We start from the raw sequence: 17,244 nt of genomic DNA, 5'->3' as shown, positions 1-17,244 counted from the left end.
TCCAGCGCAGCGGCGCACCTCGCCGCCGCTGCAACGGATCGCCCAGCCTCAGGCCTCGCTCAACAGCCGTCGCATCAACGCGCTCGCGCCGCCCTTCGACAGCGGCTCGTTGAGATTCCCGCACTTTGGCGACTGGATGCACGACGGGCAGCCGTGCTTGCATCTGCATTCGGAGATCAGCCGGTGGGCGTCGCCGACGAGCTGCTCGAAGCGCAGGAAGCCCTGACGCGTGATCCCGACGCCGCCGGGATGGCCGTCGTAGATGAAGATCGTCGGCCGCCCCGTCTGCGGATGGGCGTTGGTCGAGAGGCCGCCGATGTCCCAGCGGTCGCACATCGCCAGCAGCGGCAGGACCGCGATCTGCGAGTGCTCGGCCGCGTGCAGCGCGCCGAGCAGCCGATCGGAGAAGGCGTCGGGTCCCAGCACCGCGTCGTCCAGCTCGTACCACAGCGCCTGTGTCGTGAACGCGGTCTCGGGCAGGTCGAGCGCGTGGAAGTCGATCGTCTCGTGATCGACGAGCGACTTTCTCTGGTACCCGACGACCAGGTCGGTGACGATCACGGTCCCGAACGACAGCCGCACGCCCATCGTCTCGCGCCGCTCGATCAATCTCTCGATCGCCGTCATCGTCTCGCGCCGCGGCTGCGTGAACCAGTCGCCGTCGAACGGCCGCATCAGCGCCCGCCGCTCGTGCAGGTCGAGCTGCGCGACCTCGAACGCCCGCCCCATGTGCAGGTAGACCGCGCCGTCGTGAACCGTGTTGAACGCGCGCGCCGCCTCCATCGTGCCGATCATCTCGCCGGACTCGACGTCGATCAGCACGAAGGCGTCGGTCGAGGACGACCGCAGCGGCACGCGCGCGGCCGGAAACTCCTCCGGCGCGCGCAGCTGGAACCGCCCGCGCCGCTCGATCAGCACGCCGGCGCTCACCAGCCGCTCCGCGTGCTCGCGCCATCTCGGCCCGAGCACCTCCGCGTCGGCTCCCGACAGCGGCCCCTCGTGGGCTGCGCAGACGAGGTGCGCCGCGTGGATCTGCTCGCTCTCGTGGTCGAGGATCGCGGCCTCGACCGGCCGCTCGAGGAACTCGTCGGGATGGCGGCAGAAGAACTGGTCGAGCGCGTCCTCGCCGGCGACGTAGACCGCCAGCCCTCTCCCGCGCCGGCCGGCGCGGCCCCACATCTGTCTCAGCGACGCGACCGTCCCCGGGAACGTCACGCAGATCGCGGCGTCCAGCTCGCCGATGTCGATCCCCAGCTCCAGCGCGTCGGTCGCGACGACGCCGCGCAGCTCGCCGCTCATCAGTCTCTGCTCCAGCTCGCGCCGCTGGAACGACGTGTAGCCGGCCCGATACGGAGCGATCTTCTCGGCCAGGTCGGGATGGTCCATCTGCCGCAGCCGGGCGCTGGCGCTGCGCAGGATCACCTCGACCGCCTTGCGCGACTTGATGAAGCAGATCGTGCGCGAGCCGGCCGCGACGAGGTCGGCGAAGAGGTCGGCCGCCTCGCTCAGCGCCGAGGCGCGCGACCCCAGCGTCTCGTCGAGCAGCGGCGGGTTCCACATCGCGATCGTGCGCTGCGCCGACGGCGCGCCGTCCTCGTCGACGAGCGTGATCTGCTCCAGCCCCGTCAGCCGCTGCGCCAGCTCCAGCGGGTTGGCGACGGTCGCGCTCGCGAGCAGGAAGCGCGGCTCGGTCCCGTACGCCGCCGCGATCCGCCGCAGCCGCCGCAGCACGTTCGCCACGTGCGAGCCGAACACGCCGCGATAGACGTGCGCCTCGTCGACCACCACGACCGCCAGGTTCGCGAGGAAGTCGCCCCAGGCGGCATGGTTGGGCAGGATCCCGACGTGCAGCATGTCGGGGTTGGTAAGCACGACGTTGGCCGTTCTGCGGATCGCGCGGCGCTCGGTCTGCGGCGTGTCGCCGTCGTAGATCGCCGGCCGCAGCCGCGGCAGTCTCAGCGCCGCCAGCGCGCGCACCTGATCCTGCGCGAGCGCCTTCGTCGGATACAGGTAGAGCGCCCGCGCGCGCGGGTCGACGTGCAGCATCTGCAGCGTCGGCAGGTTGAAGCAGAGCGACTTGCCGGAGGCGGTCCCGGTCGTGACGATCGTCGGGCCGTCGATCGCGGCGTACAGCGCCTGCTCCTGGTGGGTGTGCAGCGCCGCGATCCCGACGCGCTTCAGCGCGTCGCGCACCTCGTGATGCAGCTCGCCGGGGATCGGAACGGCCCTGCCGGCGCGCGGCGGCACGACCGACTCATGGACGAGCCGCTCGTCGGCGCGCCCGCGCGCGAGCAGCGCCTCCCAGGGCTCGACGATCTCGTCGGTGGCGGCCATCCCCTCCAGACTACGCGCCCCCGTGCTCGCGGTCCCGGGTCGGAGCGAGCGCCGTCAGTCGCGCCCGCGCGCGACCAGCCGCGAGAGCACGATCTGCGAGCGCGTGCGGACGACTGAGCCGTCGCGCTGGAGCGCCATGATCAGCCGCTCCAGGTCGCGCGCGTCGGCGACGCGGACGCGCGCGATCGCGTCGGCGTCGCCGGTGACGCTCCACGCCTCGACGACCTCGGGATGCTCGGACAGCCGCGTCGTGACCTCGTCGAGCAGCGTGCCGGGCGCGAAGAACAGCTCGACCAGCGCCTCGGTGCCGGCGCCGAGCGCGCCATGGTCGAGCACGGCGGTGAAGCCCTCGATCGCGCCGCTGGCGCGCAGCCGGTCGACCCGCCGCTTGACCGCCGGGGCGCTGAGCGAGACGCGCCGGCCGATGTCGCCGTAGGAGCGGCGCGCATCCTCGACGAGCAGCGCAACGATCTGCCGATCGATCGGGTCCATACGTTCGATTGTTGCAGCGATACGAGCGGTTGCGCCCTGGAGTCGCCGTCGGGGCAGGCGTACCGTGAAGGAAACGCACGAATGAAGGAGTCCACGATGTCGTCTCACCGTCCTGCCTCGGCCCGGATCGTGTTCGACGAGGCCCACGGCGAGGCGTGGACCGTGCGACCGGAGGTGGCCCGCGCGATTCAGCCGGCCCACCCCGAGGACTCCTCCTACGCGCGCGCCGCCGAGCTGCTGCGCGCGCACGACCTCTACGTCGCCGTGCACGAGCGCGGCCCGCTCGACACCGCCGCGCTGACCGCCACGGGCGCCGACGTCGTCGTGATCGCCCACCCCTCCGAGCCCGACTGGGAGCAGGTCGTGCCCGGTGGCTCGCCGCGCTTCTCCGCCGCCGAGCTCGACGCGCTGGCGGCGTTCGTCGTGCGCGGCGGCGGCCTGATCGTGCTCGGCGAGCAGGAGCAGGAGAAGTACGGCAACAACGTCAACGAGCTGCTGGAGCGGTTCGGGATCGAGATCGAGAACCGCACGGTCTCCGACTGGGAGCAGCACCTCGAGAGCCCGCATTGGATCCTCGCCGACCTGAAGGGCTCGAGCGACGACGGCGTCGACCTGCTCGCGCGCGTCCACCAGGCCTGCTTCTACCGCGCGACGACGCTCGCGCTCAGCAACGGCGCCCGGGTGCTCGCGCGCACGTCGCCGAACGCCTCGCAGCCCCACGCCCCGCTGATCGCGGTCGAGCGCTACGGCGCCGGCCGCGTCGTCGTGCTCGGCGACTCCGACCTCTTCGGCGACGACTGCATCGACGCGCTCGACCACGCCGACCTGTGGCTCAACCTCGTCCACTGGGCGGCCGGCGGCGCCTTCGCCGCGCCGCTGCCGCGCGACCCGCGCGCGACCGCGGCCCATGACGACCCCCACTGGCGCGCGCTCAAGCGCGAGGTCGACGCGCTGCGGCTGCAGCAGCGGCCGGACGGCAGCGTCGATCTCCAAACACACGACCCCCAGATCCTCACCGCGCGGGTCGATGCGATCGCGGCCGCGCTTGACGGCCTCGCGCCGCGCTTCCCGCACCAGGCCGACTACGTCGCCGCCGTCAAGGACGACCTCGCCGCGTGGGCCGGCGGCGGCTTCGGCATCCCGGACTTCACCGCCGCGCTCGCCGCCTTCCGCCCCGACCGCCAGCGCGAGGACGGCATCCAGCACCTCGTGCTGTTCCCGATGTACAAGCAGAACGGCTCGCGCGACAAGGTCTTCGAGGCGCTGATCGTCGGGGTGCCGTGGCCGGCGTGGCTGGCCGAGCTGGAGCGCGACCGCTATGACAACGCGAAGTTCGTCCCCGTCACGCTGATCGACAACACCGCCGGCTACGACTCCGACTGCGCCGTCCTCTTCCCCGAGACGGTCTCGGTCAAGGGCAGACCGGTCAACGAGTTCGGCGGCATCTTCTGCGACCGCGAGGCGGAGCGCTTCCGCCGCACCTCGTCCCAGGCCGCCGCGCTGCTGCGGCTCAACCTGCCGCCCGACGCCGCCGCACTGCTCGTCAGCGAGCGGCTCTCGCGCGACGCCTTCGAGCTGTGGGACCTGATCCACGACCGCACGCACAGCCATGGCGACCTGCCCTTCGACCCGTTCATGATCCGTCAGCGGATGCCGTACTGGATGTACGCGCTGGAGGAGCTGCGCTGCGACCTGACCGCCTTCGGCGAGGCGGTGACGCTGGAGCGCGAGGGCTTCGCCTTCGCCCGCCACGTGCAGTACGCGATCCTCTTCGACCGCATCTTCCGCTTCCCCGTCACCGGCCCGCGCGTGCGCAACTACGACGGGCTCGGCGGGCAGCTGCTGTTCGGCTACCTGCACGGGACGCGCCGCCTGCACTGGACCGACAACCGCCTGACGATCGACTGGGAGCGGGTCGCCGACGGCGTGCTGGAGCTGCGCGAGCAGGTCGAGGCGCTCTACCGCGCCGGCATCCAGCGGACCAAGCTGGCGCACTGGGCGGCCGCGCACGACCTCGTCGCCGCGCACGTGCCGCCGGCGGCCGGCTCGCGCTGGGCGGCGCAGGTGCGCGCCTTCGAGGAGGCGGCCGATCTGCGACCGTACGTGGACGAGGTGCTCGACGACGAGTTCCCGCTCTCGCTCTTCTACGCGTCGCTGCAGGCGAAGCTCGCGGCCGACGCTCCCAAGGAGGCCGTGCCCGCATGACATCCGCCGCACCGCTGCAAGGCCGCGCCGTCGCACTCGCCGGCGCGGGCGGCTCGCTCGGGCCGATCGTCGCCCGCGCGCTCGCCGACGCCGGCGCGACCGTCGCGCTCGCCGACCGCACGCAGGATCACCTCGACCCGCTCGTGGCCGAGCTGGGCCTGCCGGCCGAGCGCGTCGACGCGCGTGCGCTCGACCTGCTCGACGCCGAGCAGACGAACGCCTGGGCCGCGCACCTGGCGGACCGCTTCGGTCGTGTCGACGGGCTCGTCCACGCCGTCGGCGGCTGGCGTGGCGGCAGATCGCTGGCGGAGGCGCCGCAGGACGACTGGAGCTTCCTCGAAGGGCTGTTGATCCGCACGACGCAGAACACCTCGCGCGCCTTCCACAGTGCGCTGAGCGCCTCCGGCCGCGGCCGCTTCGTGCTCGTCTCCGCCAAGCAGGCGGTCCGCCCGACCGGCTCCAACGCCGCCTACGCCGCCGCGAAGGCGGCCGCGGAGGCGTGGACCTACGCGCTCGCGGAGGAGTTCGGCGCCGCCAGATCGGGCGCGACCGCCAACGTCGTCGCGATCGCCGCGCTCGTCACGCCGAGCATGCGCGCCGAGTCGCCGGAGAAGGAGTTCCTCACCTTCACCGACGCCGACGAGGTCGCCGCTGCGATCGCCTACCTGCTGAGCGACGCGGCGCGCAAGGTCAACGGCCAGCGGCTCGCGCTCTACGACGCGACCACGTGAGCACGTTCGCGAGCGACAACTACGCCGGCGCCCACCCGGCGGTGCTGGAGGCGATCGCGGCCGCCAACGAGGGCCACGCCGTCGCGTACGGCGCCGACCCCTGGAGCGACCGCGCGGAGGCGCTGATCAAGCGCGAGCTGGGTGAGCAGGCGCAGGCCTTCTTCGTCTTCAACGGAACCGGCGCCAACGTGCTCTCGCTGCGGGCCGCCTGCTCGCCGTGGGGCGCGGTGATCTGCTCGCAGACCGCGCACCTGAACGCCGACGAGACCGGCGCGCCCGAGCGCGTCGCGGGCGTGAAGCTGCTGACGACGCCGACGCCCGACGGCAAGCTCGTCCCCGCCGACGTCGCGCGCCTGACCGACCGCCTCGGCGACGAGCACCAGGCGCAGGCGCAGCTCGTCTCGATCGCGCAGTCGACCGAGCTGGGGACCGTCTACAGCCCGGCCGAGATCCGCGCGCTCGCCGACGCCGCGCACGAGCGCGGCCTGTTGCTGCACATGGACGGCGCCCGCCTGCCGATGGCGGCCGCCGGGCTCGGCGTGCCGCTGCGCGCGATCACGACCGACGCCGGCGTCGACCTGCTGTCGTTCGGCGCGACGAAGGTCGGCGCGCTGGGGGCGGAGGCGGTCGTGATACTCGACTCCGGCAAGCACCTCGCCGACGGGATGCCGTACCTGCGCAAGCAGTCGCTCCAGCTCGCCTCCAAGGGCCGCTTCCTCGCCGCGCAGTTCGTCGCGCTGCTGGAGGACAGGTTGTGGGAGCGGCTGGCGTCGCACGCCAACGCGATGGCGGCGCGGCTGGCCGACGCGGTGCGCGCGACGCCCGGCGTCGAGATCACCCAGGCAGTGCAGGGCAACGCGATCTTCGCGAAGCTGCCGGCGGCCGCGACCGCGCGGCTGCAGGAGCGCTTCCGCTTCTACACGTGGGACGCGCACACCGGCGAGGTGCGCTGGATGTGCGCCTGGGACACGACGCCGGAGGAGGTCGACGCCTTCGCCGCGGCGATCGCGACCGAGGTCGCCGCCGCGACCGCGTAGCGCTGGCAGACTCCTCGCCATGCGCTGTCTCTACGTCGACCTCGACGGAACCCTGCTGGGCCGCGGCGCGTCGCTGTTGAGCGACGCCGACGGCAACTTCTCCAACGCCGCCGTGCGGGCGCTCGAAGCCTGCCATCGCGCCGGCGTCGAGGTCGTCATCTACACCGGCCGGCGCGAGACGCAGGTGAGAGAGGACGCGCGCCTGATCGGGCAGAGCGCCTACATCTTCGAGGCCGGCTCCGGGCTCGTCGTCGACGGCGAGCTGGAGTGGCTGACCGGCGGCCTGGAGCCGCGCGACGGCAAGACGATCCACGACCAGATCACCGACTGCGGCGCCCCCGCGCTGCTGCTGGAGCGCTTCCCGAGACAGCTCGAATACCACGAGCCGTGGCACGTCAACCGCGAGGTCTCGCACCTCTTCCGCGGGCTCGTCGACGCCTTCGAGGTCGACGAGCTGCTGAGAGACAACGGCCACGACCACCTCCGCCTCGTCGACAACGGCACCGTCCACTCGCGCTCCGAGGCGCTCGCCGGCCTGCCGCAGGTGCGCGCCTACCACCTCGTCCCGAGAGCGGCGTCGAAGGCCGGCGCCGTCGCGCGGCACATGCAGATCCGCGGCTACACGCCGCAGGAGTGCATCGCCGTCGGCGACTCGCGCGAGGACCTCGGCGCGGCCGCCGCCGTCGGCACCTTCTGGTTCGTCGCCAACGCGCTCGAGAAGGATCCGACGCTGCGCGAGGCGATCGAGGGCAGAGCGAAGGTGCGCGTCGCCGAGGGTCGCAACGGCGAGGGCGTCTACGAGGCGGTCGTGACGACGCTCGCCGCGCGCCGCGGCTGAGCGGCGCCGCTCACTTCCCGTCGCGCAGCTTCTTGAGCCGTACGAAGCCGTTCCATCTGAACTCGCAGGCGACGTTCTCGCGGCTGCGCCACTGGAGGTCGACCGGCAGCTTGATCCAGCGGCGGGTGAACTCGATCTCCTTGTAGAACATGACGCTCGCGTCGCCGCCGTCGCCGATTCCGCAGCTGGGGTGCTCGGGGGCGTCTTTGCACGCCCAGCCGCCGCTGACGAGCGAGTACTTGATCGCGATGCGGTCGCGCTGCGGGTAGATCGCCATGCCGAATCTGTCGGTCTGCGTCGGTCTGTTCCAGCTGCAGTCGCGGGTGCCGTTGCTGTCGGCGAAGCGGGCGCTCGATCTGATCGCGTAGTCGACCGGGCGTGCGGTCGCGACGACGACGCGGTCGCGCAGCATGAAGCGGCCGCCGATGTCGCTGCGCTCGTTTCTGAGGATGTCGCCCTCGACGCGCGTCTTGTTCGTGATCCGCGCCGTCGAGCACGCCGAACGGCTGCCGGCCGCTTCTCGTTCTGCCGCTTGGGGCACAGCCGCCGGCTCTTCTCGCTCTCGTTCTCGTGCACGCGGGCGGCTTGCTCGCCGCAGACGCCGGTGCGGCGCCCACCGGCCCGAGCGCCAGTGCCAGCATGCACAGCGGCAGCCCGAGCAGCGGCGTGGCGACCAGCCGGCTGCTCATCTGCCGTCGCGCAGCTTCTTCAGGCGCACGAAGCCGTTCCATCTGACCTCGCAGTCGACGGTGTCCGAAAGGCGCCATTGCATGTCGATCGGCAGCTTGATCCAGCGGCGGGTGAACTCGATCTCCTTGTAGAACATGACGTCGGCGTCGTGGAGCTGGCCGTTGCCGCAGCTGGGGTAGTGGGTCGTCTCGTGGCGGCAGCCCCAGCCCGGCGTGATCACGCCGTAGCGGATCGCGATGCGATCGCGCTTGGGATAGATCATCAGCTTCAGGTCGTTGACGGCGAACGGGCGTGGATAGCTGCAGTCGGTCACCTCGCCGTTGTCCTCGTATCTCGCCGAGGAGGTCGTTCTCCACGTGACCGGCTTGACCGCCGTCAGCACGTAGTCGCCGTGCAGCAGGAAGCGGCCGCCGACCTCGGTCAGCTCTCTTCTGAAGATCGGCCCCTGCTCGGTCCGCTGCTTGGGCGAGACGACCGCCGTCGTGACCGCCTCGAAACGGAAGTCGGCGTCGTCGGGCGCGCGCGCCGTCAGCGTCCCGGAGAGCTGGATGCCGTCGAACTCGTACTCGATCCCGTCGAGGCCGCCGAACGGCCGCTGCGCGCCTCTTCCTCTTCTGCTGCTCGGCACGCAGCCGCCTCTCGCTCTTCTCGATCTCGCTCTCGCTCTCGTGCACGCGGGCAGCTTGCTCGCGGCGGTGGCGGTGGCCGACATGGCGGGCGCCAGCGCGAGTGCGAGCAGGCAGGGCAGCAGCGCGGCGAGCAGCGTCGACGGGCGGCGGAGCGATCTGAGCATGTGCTCGACGCTAGCCGGGGCCCGTCGCGCGGTCGATCGGCCAGACGGCGCGGCGACCTCTGTCGAACGTCCCGGTCTCATCTGCCGTCACGCAGCTTGCGCAGCTTGACCCAGCCGTGCCATCTGTAGCTGCAGGTGGCGTCCTCTCTGATCGAGTACTGCAGGTCGATCGGGAGTCTGATCCAGCGACGGGTGAACTCGATCTCCTTGTAGAACATGAGGCCGGCGTCGCCGCCGCGCGTGTGGCCGCAGCTCGGTACGACGGTGGTGTCGCACTGCCAGCCGCCGGTGAACAGCTGCCAGTTGGCGGCGACGCGGTTGCGCTCCTCGTCCCAGGCGAAGACGACCGACAGTCTGCCAGCGCCGTTCTGCTGGAGACCGGGCGGGAGCGGACAGCCGCGGACCTCGCCGTCGTACTCGATCGTTGCGGTCGCGTTCGATCTGTAGAGCACCGGCGAGGCGACGGCGGGCACGATCTGGGTGTTGAAGGAGAAGCGGCCGCCGGCCGTCGTGACCCACGGCGTCTCGTCGGTGATTCTCCGTCTCAGCGGCGAGATCGTCGTCGTCGAGGAGGCGGTGAAGCGGAAGTCGGCGCCGGTCGTCTCGCTCGCCGACATCGTGCCGGAGATCTGCACCTCGTCGAACTCGAACTCGTCCCCGGCCAGATCTCTCCAGAACTCCCAGCCGCGCGGTTGGCGGCGCGTCTTCTGTCTGCACGGGGCCGTTCTTCTTCTGGCGCCCGCTCTGCTTCTCGCGTCGCATCTGGTCGGCTTCGTCGCGGCGACGCCGGTCGCCGGGGCGACCGTCAGCGCGGCCGCCGGGAGCGCGGCGAGCGTGAGCAGCAGCGCGAGCGGTCTGTTCCGGAGCATCACTCGACGGTACGGCGGCTGCCGTGACGCCGGATCTGCCGGATGGGGTAGTCGTCTCTGCCGAAGGTCGGAGCGGGCCGCGCCGCGTCCTACTCCGGCGCTTCGCGCAGATCCTCGCCGCGTCTGAACCAGCCTCTGACGCGCGTCGCGGCACGACCGAAGGCGCCGCGCGGAACCGCTCTCGCCGGCCGCCATCGCGCCGGCGGTGGGACCGTCGCGCGCACCAGCGCGACCCACTCGCTCAACGGCAGCTCGCCGCCGATCAGCCGTGCGAGCGCGCTCGTCACCGGCGCCTCGACGCCCGCGCGCGCGAGCGCGTGCGCCAGCAGCGGGACCGACTCCAGTGCCTCGACCGCCTGGCCGATCCGCTCCGGGATCTGCTGTGCCGGCACGCCCTCGGCGAGCAGCTCGCCGGCGCGGCGGTTGCGGCTCTGCGGCGCGAGCGCGGTCGCGACGAGGTCACCGGTGCCGGCGAGGCCGATCATCGACTCCGGCCGCGCGCCCTGGCGCTCGGCGTAACGCCAGACCTCGGCGAAGATGTGGCCGGCGGCGGCGCCGGCGGCGTTGAGGCCCTGCGCCTCGGTCGCGCCGGCGGCGAGCGCGGCGGCGTTCTTGGCGGCGCCGGCCAGCTCGACGCCGACGGGGTCGTCGGACTGCTCGCAGACGACGCCGGCGCGGATGAAGACCGAGGCGATCAGTCTCGCGAGCGCCTCGTCGGTCGCGGCGGCGACGAGGCCGGCGCCCTCGCGCACCATCTCCTGCGCGTGCGCGGGGCCGCCGACGCAGGCGACGCGCTCGGCGCCGAAGCGCTCGCGCAGCAGCACCGTCGGCGCCGTCCCGGCCGGCGGCACGAGCCCCTTCGTCAGCGAGACGATCGAGGCGCGGCGGCTGAGGCCGGCCTGCTCGAGCCCGGCGATCACCGCCTCCAGCTGCGCGGAGGGGACGGCGAGGAAGACGAACTCGGCCCGCCCCAGCCCTGCGGCGGCCGGCTCGATCCGCAGCTCCTTCGGCAGCTCGACCCCCGGCAGGTAGGCGGCGTTCTCGCGGCTGGCGTTGAGCTGCTCGGCCTGCGCGGCGGTGCGCGTCTGCAGCGTCGTGCGCAGCCCGCCGCGCGCCAGCAGCACGGCGACCGCCGTCCCGAACGAGCCGGCCCCGACGACGACCGCGCGGCGCAGCGCGGGCGGGACCGGGATCTGAGGACGCGGGAGCGGTGGCACGAAGCGGCGAGCGTAGCGCTCAGCCGGCGTCGAGGTCCTGCACCTCGACGATCACGATCTCGCCGCCGACGACGTCGGTTCGGAAGCGCGGGTGGCCTCTGACCATGAGCGTCTGCGGATCGTCGCGGTCGTAGAGCACGCGGGCCGGCTCGCCCGGCGCCAGCCCGTGCAGCGTGTAGCGGTTCATGTACTGGCGGTGGACGGTGCGGACGGTGGCGCCGTCGGGCAGCGCCAGGTCGAGCGTGAACTCGATCTCTCTGGCGACCTGATCACGCACGTTGCCGGTCTCGCGCATCGCGACGACGATCGCGCGGCCTCCGACGCCGCGCTGCGCGAGCGCGGAGGCCAGTTCCTTGTCCGGGTTCGGCTTGCGACTGAAGAGCCCCATCGCGCCAGCGTACCCAGCTCAGACCAGCTCGGCCAGCGTGCGGCCGGCCGCTTCGAGCGCGTCGAGCGTGTCGGCCTCCAGCACGGCCTGGAGGTCGAGGATCCGGCCGCCGAAGGGGTCGAGCGTGCGACCGCCGACGACGGCGAAGCAGGGCACGCCGCTCTGCCGCGCGCGCGTCGCCAGCTCGCCGGGCGCCTTGCCGGCGAGCGTGTGCAGATCGAGCAGCCCCTCGCCGACGACGACCGCGCGCGCCGCCTTCATGCGCGCGTCGCCGTCGAGCACGTCGAGCACGAACGACGCGCCCGACTCCAGCCGCGCGTCGCAGGCCTGCGCGAGCGCGCCCGCGAGCCCGTCGCCGCTGGCGCCCCAGGCGACGCCGTCGGCCGGCGTGCGCACGTCGCACAGCACGACGAGCCGCGGCGCGATCCCGCCGCCGGAGGCGATCGCCTCGACGGCGCCGTCGCCGCCGTCGCCGCAGCGGAGGTCGCCGGCGCCGACGAGCAGCACCTCGGCGCCGGTCTGCGCGGCCGCCAGCAGCAGCTCGCCGGCCGCGGCGCTCGACGCCGGCACGGCGTCGGGGTCACCGCCGCCGAGCACGCCGCCCAGCTCGACGATCGCGGTGCCGCCGTCCTCGATCAGGCCGATCCCGACCGGCCGGCCGCCGACCTCGACGGCGGCGGTCTCGCCGCCGAGCGCGGGCAGCAGCACCTCGAGCGTGCCGGCGCCGCCGTCGGCGAGCGGGCAGAGGTCGACCTGCCAGCCGCCGGCCTCCAGGCCGCGGCCGAGCGCGGCCGCGACCTGCGTCGCGCGCAGGCCGGCGGAGCGGAAGGGGGCGGGGGCGACGAGGATCGGACCGGACATCGGCGCCGGATCCTACGAGGACTCAGCCGCATATGTAGACGCCGGCGACGTTCGTGACGACGACCGCGGCGGGAGCCGATCTCCAGCCGCCGGCCGACAGTCTCGTCTGCACTCTGTAGGTGCCTATCAGGGAGACGGCCGGCAGCGTGTATCTGGTCGCGGTCGAGTTGACGACTCTGCCGTCGGGCTGGGTCACGTCGTAGGAGACGGTCGCGCCGCTGGGCGGCGTGACCGGGTTCCAGTCGATCGAGCCTCTCAGCAGCCCGAGGCCGTTGCATCTGACGTTCGGCGGCGTCGGCACGGTGTACGACGAGAGGCTCGCCGAGGCGGCGACCGCGGCGAGGAACGCGGCCGAGGCCGGCGCCGCCGCCCACAGGGCGGCGACCAGCGCGGCGGCTGTCAGGCGCCCGCTCAGGGCGCCTCCCGTGCCGGCGAGCCGGTCCGCCTGCCTCCTCTGCGGCGGCGATCGACCAGCCATGCGAGCGCGACCGCGCTCGTCAGCACCCCGAGCCAGTATTCGACCCACGGGCTGTCGATCCACTCGATCGGCTGCCCCAGCCACGGCACGACGACGATCGGCCGCTCGACCTTCGTCACCGTCAGCGGCGGGTCGGCCGCTCTGTTGCGGTCGCCCTTGACGACCAGCGTGACCGCGCCGCCGCCGGCCGCTCTCAGCGACTGCACGCGGTGCATGATCCGCTTGCCGTCGCTGCGGCGGACCGCGACCACCTCACCGACTCTGACCGTGTCGGCCGGCACGAGCCGCACGACCGCGACCGTCCCGACGGGGAGCTGCGGCCGCATCGAGCCGGTCTTGATCACGAGCGGCTGCGCGCCGGTCGCGATCGCGAAGGCGGTCAGCGCCAGACAGGCCGCCCCGAACAGCGCGACGGCCCAGCTGAGCAGCCGCAGCAGGCGGCGCTCAGGTCGTGGCCGTGAAGGTAAAGGTGGCATTCGACGTCAGGCCCTGGAGCGCGTTGTCGGCGGCGCTCGGCAGCTCGACGCGGTAGCAGAGGAACTCGCTCGCGGCCGCGGCCAGCGGGCGGGCCGCGATCGTCGCGCTGCCGAGCCCCGCGGCCTCGGCGTAGACGACTGTTCTCGACGCGTTGTACTCCGTCGCGGTGCAGGTCGCGCTCGGCACGACCTTGATGCCGACGACGAGCGCGCCGGCCAGCGGCGCGCTGCCCGTCACCGCCGTTCTCATCGCGTAGTTGAAGTCGGAGGTGCCGGAGTTGGTGATTCTCAGCGGCGCGAATCTGACCGTGCCGGGGATCATCCCGGTCGTCGTCAGCGAGGTGAAGGCGACCGTCCCGGTCTGGTCGTTGGCTCTGATCTGCACGGTGCCGGTCGAGAAGCTCGTCGTCACGTCGACGGAGTCCGTGAAGGCGGCGTAGGCGCCGAGCCACGAGAGCCCGACCAGCGGACCGATTGCCAGCAACGCCCGCACGCGGCGCGACGAGGGGAACTTCATTCAGACACCTCCCGAGTGTCAAGTGGATGAGTCATGGGTCGTATCGGCTCTACGTCAAACAACTTGAAAATGGTCAGCGGCCGCGCGAGCAATCAGGAGGGTTAACCCACCTTCTTCAGGTAGATTGGCGCGCGGCCGTTCGCTGGGCGCGGGCGTGCAGCGCGTGCTCGCGCCGATGCGGCCGGGTAGGCTCCGCAGCGATGGCGCGCGAGTACACGACGGTCGACGCGGCCGGGATGGAGCTGAGAGTCTCCAGCCCGAGCAAGCTCTACTTCCCCGACGCCGGTCACACGAAGCTCGACCTGATCGAGTACTACCTCGCCGTCGCCGACGCGGCGCTGATCCACCTGCGCGAGCGGCCGACCGTGCTGAAGCGGTTCGTCGACGGCGTCGGCGGCGAGCCGTTCTTCCAGAAGCGCGTCCCCGACAGAGCGCCGCCGTGGCTGCAGACGGCGACCGTCAGATTCCCCAGCGGGCGCGAGGCGCGCGAGCTGACGCCGGTCGACGCCGCGCACCTGACCTGGGCCAACAACCTCGGCGTGATCGACTTCAACCCGTGGCCGGTGCGGCGCGCCGACCTCGACCACCCGGACGAGCTGCGCGTCGACCTCGACCCGACGCCCGAGGCGAGCTGGGACGACGTCCGCAGAGTCGCGCTCGTCTGCGGCGACGTGCTGCGCGACCACGGCCTCGTCGGCTTCCCGAAGACCTCCGGCTCGCGCGGGATCCACATCAACGTCCGCGTCAGAGCGGAGCACGACTTCACCGGCGTCCGCCGTGCCGCGCTCGCGCTCGCGCGCGAGGTCGAGCGGCGGGTGCCCGACCTCGCCACCAGCAAGTGGTGGAAGGAGGAGCGCCACGGCGTCTTCGTCGACTACAACCAGAACGCGCGCGACCGCACCGTCGCCTCCGCCTGGTCGGTCCGCCCGACGGCCGACGCGCGCGTCTCGATGCCGCTGACGTGGGACCAGGTCGCCGCCGTCGAGCCGGCCGACTTCACGCTCGCGACGGTGCCGGCGCTGCTCGCGCGCGACGGCGACCCGCACGCCGAGATCGATGCCAACGTCGGCTCGCTCGAGCAGCTGCTGGAGCTGTCGCGCCGCGATGAGGAGGAGGGCCTCGGCGACGCGCCGTGGCCGCCCAACTTCGCCAAGCAGGCGGGCGAGCCCAAGCGCGTCCAGCCGAGCCGCGCGCGCAGAGACGACGCGTAGGGCGGTCGCGCGGCCTCCGGGAGATCCCGGAGGCCTCTGCGGATGATCCCGTCTGGTGGCGCGGCCGCCGGCGGCGCACCATCGTCGTCATGCCCAAGCACCGCCTCGTGGCGGTGGTGGTCGCGACGTTCGCGCTCGCCGCCGTCGCGCTCAACGCCGTTCTCTCGGCGACCGCCGCCGACCCCCGTCTCGCCAGCGGCGGCCCGACGCCGCGCGGCCTGCCGCCGCACGCCGCCGCGATCGTCGCGGACGCCGCCGACGGCACCGTCCTCTACGCCGACCACGACCGCCGCTCGCTCGCCGTCGCGAGCACGACGAAGCTGATGACCGCGCTCGTCGCGCTCGAGCGTCTGCCGCTCGACGACGTCGTCGCCGCACCTGCGTACGCTGCCGCCGGCGACGAGTCGACGATCGGCCTGCAGTCCGGAGAACGGATGACCGTGGGCGACCTGCTGATCGGCCTGCTGGTGGCCAGCGGCAACGACGCGGCGCATGCGCTCGCGGTCGCCGCCGCCGGCTCCGAGCCGGCCTTCGTCGCGCTGATGAACGAGCGGGCGGCCCAGCTCGGGATGCGCGACACGCGCTACGCCGACGCGAGCGGGCTCGATCCCGCCAGCCGCTCCAGCGCCGCCGACCTCGTCGCCGTCACGCGCGCGCTGCGCCGCCATCGCTTCTTCCGCGCGACGGTCGCGGCGCGCACCGTCGTGCTGCGCAGCGGCGCCTGGAAGCGGACGCTCCACAGCACCAACGACCTGCTCGGCGGCGCGCTCGGTGTCGACGGCGTCAAGACCGGGCACACGCGCGCGGCCGGCTACGTGCTGGTCGGCTCGGCGACGCGGCGCGGGCGCGCGGTCGTCGCGGTCGTGCTCGGGGCGCGCAGCGAGCGGGATCGCGACGAGGCGACCGCGCGGCTGCTGCGCTACGGGCTGCGGCGGCTGCGATGAGCGGCGGCGCGCCGGGCGGCGGAGCCGGCGCGGCTCCGGGAGATCCCGTAGGCGGGGCAGGTGCGATCCCGGATTGCCCCGATCCCCGGCCGCCCGCCACAATGGAGCAGGTGTCCGCAGGTCCGTCCCACCCCGGCGCGCCGCTGCCGCAGCCGCTGCGGCGGGCGCGCGACGGCCGCTGGCTCGGCGGCGTCTGCCGCGGGATGGCGAACCGCTGGTCGACGCCGGTCGGCCAGCTGCGCGCGCTGTTCGCCGTCGCGACGCTGTTCGGCGGGCTCGGGCTGCTCGCCTACGCCGCCTGCTGGCTGGTGCTGCCGACCGACGCCGAGGAGGACAGCCCGTCGCTGCTGCGCGCGCTCGCCTCGGTCGCGCTGCTGGCGGCAGCGGCGGCCGGCCTCACGACGATCGCGCTCGTGGCGGCGGTCGCGACGCTGTTCGGCTTCGGCTGGGCGGTGGCCGTCGGGATCGGCGCCTTCCTCGCGGGCGCGCTGGTGCTGCTGCCGGCCGCGAAGCCGGCGTGGGTGCTGCCGCCGCTGATCGCCGCGGCGCTGCCGGCGATCGCCGTCGCCGCCAGCGGTGCCGAGCTGATGCCGCACGCGGGCCTGCGCAGCGAGCGCCCGGAGCGCGCCGCCGCGATCCCGTCCGACGGCTACCGCACCGGTCTCGGCGACCTCTTCGTCGACCTGCGCGAGCTGCGCGTCGCGCCGGGCGCGATCGTGCCGCTGAAGCTCGACACGGGCGTCGGGCGAACCGTCGTCGCGCTGCCGCACGACCGCTGCTTCGACGTCGAGCTGACCTACGCGACCGAGGGCGACGGCTGGCGCGTGGTCCGCTCGTTCGCGGACGCGCTCGGGATCGGCGGGTCGGTCGGCGGCAACGGCGCGATCCTCTACGGCGGCTGGGTCGGCGGGAGCGGCCGCTGGACCCGCCGCTCCGACGACCCGCGCGCGCCGACGTTGCGGATCGACTACTCGACGCTCGGCGGCGAGCTGTGGCTGCGCGACTACCCGCCCGGCGTCGGCCCGCTCGCCACGCCCTGGTGGCCGTACGACGGCACCGTCGGGGATGAGCGGCGGCTGCGCGAGCTGGAGCGCGGCGCCTGCGCGCCCGGCGCCGCCGAGCGCGCAGCCGCGGCGCGCGCCGCCGCGAGAGCGCGGAGAGCG

Annotated in this window: 18 protein-coding genes; 7 read left to right on the top strand and 11 right to left on the bottom strand. The window is 73.2% G+C overall.

The genetic code is table 11. From position 1 onward, the window contains the following. Positions 1 to 48: 48 nt before the first annotated feature. Positions 49 to 2,334 (bottom strand): DEAD/DEAH box helicase, encoded by a 2,286-nt coding sequence (locus tag R7226_RS05655; RefSeq protein ID WP_318596066.1) that lies wholly within the window; start codon positions 2,332 to 2,334, stop codon positions 49 to 51. Between the two features lie 54 nt (positions 2,335 to 2,388). After that, entirely contained in the window at positions 2,389 to 2,826 is a 438-nt protein-coding gene (locus R7226_RS05650) for an Lrp/AsnC family transcriptional regulator (RefSeq protein ID WP_318596065.1), read from the bottom strand. Positions 2,827 to 2,922: 96 nt separating this feature from the next. On the opposite strand from R7226_RS05650, the gene R7226_RS05645 reads away from it, so the two are divergent. The 4 genes from R7226_RS05645 to R7226_RS05630 are packed head-to-tail and all read left to right on the top strand — an operon-like array spanning position 2,923 to position 7,637. Continuing rightward, positions 2,923 to 5,031, top strand: coding sequence for a DUF6421 family protein (locus tag R7226_RS05645; protein ID WP_318596064.1), 2,109 nt, complete (start codon positions 2,923 to 2,925; stop codon positions 5,029 to 5,031). After that, the gene (locus tag R7226_RS05640; RefSeq protein WP_318596063.1) at positions 5,028 to 5,762 is read left to right on the top strand and encodes an SDR family NAD(P)-dependent oxidoreductase; all 735 of its coding nucleotides are present in this window, start codon (positions 5,028 to 5,030) and stop codon (positions 5,760 to 5,762) included. The genes R7226_RS05645 and R7226_RS05640 overlap by 4 nt, the downstream gene beginning before the upstream one ends. Further along, entirely contained in the window at positions 5,759 to 6,799 is a 1,041-nt protein-coding gene (locus R7226_RS05635) for a threonine aldolase family protein (RefSeq protein WP_318596062.1), read from the top strand. Before R7226_RS05640 ends, R7226_RS05635 begins: the two co-directional genes overlap by 4 nt. 19 nt (positions 6,800 to 6,818) lie before the next feature. Next, positions 6,819 to 7,637, top strand: coding sequence for an HAD hydrolase family protein (locus tag R7226_RS05630; protein ID WP_318596061.1), 819 nt, complete (start codon positions 6,819 to 6,821; stop codon positions 7,635 to 7,637). A gap of 10 nt (positions 7,638 to 7,647) precedes the next feature. Here the strand turns inward: R7226_RS05630 and R7226_RS05625 are convergent, their stop codons facing one another. The 9 genes from R7226_RS05625 to R7226_RS05585 form a co-directional block, all read right to left on the bottom strand. Further along, complete coding sequence (locus R7226_RS05625) at positions 7,648 to 8,178, bottom strand: hypothetical protein (RefSeq protein ID WP_318596060.1); 531 nt, start codon at positions 8,176 to 8,178, stop codon at positions 7,648 to 7,650. A gap of 144 nt (positions 8,179 to 8,322) precedes the next feature. Further along, a complete protein-coding gene (locus R7226_RS05620; protein WP_318596059.1) occupies positions 8,323 to 9,120 on the bottom strand; it encodes a hypothetical protein in 798 nt (265 codons plus the stop codon). 77 nt (positions 9,121 to 9,197) lie between these two features. Then, positions 9,198 to 9,989 carry a hypothetical protein gene (locus R7226_RS05615; protein ID WP_318596058.1) on the bottom strand — a complete coding sequence of 264 codons (792 nt, stop codon included), beginning with the start codon at positions 9,987 to 9,989 and terminating at the stop codon, positions 9,198 to 9,200. Positions 9,990 to 10,078: 89 nt separating this feature from the next. Beyond that, positions 10,079 to 11,206, bottom strand: coding sequence for an NAD(P)H-dependent glycerol-3-phosphate dehydrogenase (locus R7226_RS05610; protein WP_318596057.1), 1,128 nt, complete (start codon positions 11,204 to 11,206; stop codon positions 10,079 to 10,081). A 19-nt stretch (positions 11,207 to 11,225) separates the two neighbouring features. Beyond that, the gene (locus R7226_RS05605; RefSeq protein ID WP_318596056.1) at positions 11,226 to 11,594 is read right to left on the bottom strand and encodes a hypothetical protein; all 369 of its coding nucleotides are present in this window, start codon (positions 11,592 to 11,594) and stop codon (positions 11,226 to 11,228) included. A gap of 18 nt (positions 11,595 to 11,612) precedes the next feature. Then, on the bottom strand, positions 11,613 to 12,455 hold the full coding sequence (locus tag R7226_RS05600; protein ID WP_318596055.1) for a glycerate kinase: 843 nt from the start codon (positions 12,453 to 12,455) through the stop codon (positions 11,613 to 11,615). A gap of 22 nt (positions 12,456 to 12,477) precedes the next feature. Beyond that, positions 12,478 to 12,756, bottom strand: a complete 279-nt coding sequence (locus tag R7226_RS05595; protein ID WP_318596054.1) for a hypothetical protein — start codon at positions 12,754 to 12,756, stop codon at positions 12,478 to 12,480. 110 nt (positions 12,757 to 12,866) lie between these two features. Continuing rightward, on the bottom strand, positions 12,867 to 13,409 hold the full coding sequence (locus tag R7226_RS05590; protein WP_318596053.1) for a signal peptidase I: 543 nt from the start codon (positions 13,407 to 13,409) through the stop codon (positions 12,867 to 12,869). Then, positions 13,378 to 13,926, bottom strand: coding sequence for a SipW-dependent-type signal peptide-containing protein (locus tag R7226_RS05585; protein ID WP_318596052.1), 549 nt, complete (start codon positions 13,924 to 13,926; stop codon positions 13,378 to 13,380). Before R7226_RS05585 ends, R7226_RS05590 begins: the two co-directional genes overlap by 32 nt. A 200-nt stretch (positions 13,927 to 14,126) precedes the next feature. Here R7226_RS05585 and R7226_RS05580 point away from each other — a divergent pair, with 200 nt between their 5' ends. The 3 genes from R7226_RS05580 to R7226_RS05570 form a co-directional block, all read left to right on the top strand. Next, positions 14,127 to 15,137, top strand: coding sequence for a DNA polymerase domain-containing protein (locus R7226_RS05580; protein WP_318596051.1), 1,011 nt, complete (start codon positions 14,127 to 14,129; stop codon positions 15,135 to 15,137). 89 nt (positions 15,138 to 15,226) lie between these two features. Beyond that, positions 15,227 to 16,081, top strand: coding sequence for a D-alanyl-D-alanine carboxypeptidase family protein (locus tag R7226_RS05575; protein ID WP_318596050.1), 855 nt, complete (start codon positions 15,227 to 15,229; stop codon positions 16,079 to 16,081). Between the two features lie 110 nt (positions 16,082 to 16,191). Further along, positions 16,192 to 17,244: PspC domain-containing protein (locus tag R7226_RS05570; RefSeq protein WP_318596049.1), on the top strand; the 1,053-nt coding region annotated here is incomplete at its 3' end.

It is taken from the genome of Conexibacter stalactiti, from assembly GCF_033542075.1.
In the GTDB taxonomy this organism is placed as follows: Bacteria; Actinomycetota; Thermoleophilia; order Solirubrobacterales; family Solirubrobacteraceae; genus Conexibacter; species Conexibacter stalactiti.
The sequence above is the reverse complement of the archived record's forward strand: the minus strand, read 5'-3'. Positions and strand labels throughout refer to the sequence as shown.

Bases quoted from the DNA above. Each gene is read 5' to 3' on its own strand.
- R7226_RS05655 (WP_318596066.1), bottom strand. From the start codon at position 2,334: ATGGCCGCCACCGACGAGATCGTCGAGCCCTGGGAGGCGCTGCTCGCG.
- R7226_RS05650 (WP_318596065.1), bottom strand. From the start codon at position 2,826: ATGGACCCGATCGATCGGCAGATCGTTGCGCTGCTCGTCGAGGATGCG.
- R7226_RS05645 (WP_318596064.1), top strand. From the start codon at position 2,923: ATGTCGTCTCACCGTCCTGCCTCGGCCCGGATCGTGTTCGACGAGGCC.
- R7226_RS05640 (WP_318596063.1), top strand. From the start codon at position 5,028: ATGACATCCGCCGCACCGCTGCAAGGCCGCGCCGTCGCACTCGCCGGC.
- R7226_RS05630 (WP_318596061.1), top strand. From the start codon at position 6,819: ATGCGCTGTCTCTACGTCGACCTCGACGGAACCCTGCTGGGCCGCGGC.
- R7226_RS05620 (WP_318596059.1), bottom strand. From the start codon at position 9,120: ATGCTCAGATCGCTCCGCCGCCCGTCGACGCTGCTCGCCGCGCTGCTG.
- R7226_RS05615 (WP_318596058.1), bottom strand. From the start codon at position 9,989: ATGCTCCGGAACAGACCGCTCGCGCTGCTGCTCACGCTCGCCGCGCTC.
- R7226_RS05605 (WP_318596056.1), bottom strand. From the start codon at position 11,594: ATGGGGCTCTTCAGTCGCAAGCCGAACCCGGACAAGGAACTGGCCTCC.
- R7226_RS05600 (WP_318596055.1), bottom strand. From the start codon at position 12,455: ATGTCCGGTCCGATCCTCGTCGCCCCCGCCCCCTTCCGCTCCGCCGGC.
- R7226_RS05590 (WP_318596053.1), bottom strand. From the start codon at position 13,409: ATGCCACCTTTACCTTCACGGCCACGACCTGAGCGCCGCCTGCTGCGG.
- R7226_RS05585 (WP_318596052.1), bottom strand. From the start codon at position 13,926: ATGAAGTTCCCCTCGTCGCGCCGCGTGCGGGCGTTGCTGGCAATCGGT.
- R7226_RS05580 (WP_318596051.1), top strand. From the start codon at position 14,127: ATGGCGCGCGAGTACACGACGGTCGACGCGGCCGGGATGGAGCTGAGA.
- R7226_RS05575 (WP_318596050.1), top strand. From the start codon at position 15,227: ATGCCCAAGCACCGCCTCGTGGCGGTGGTGGTCGCGACGTTCGCGCTC.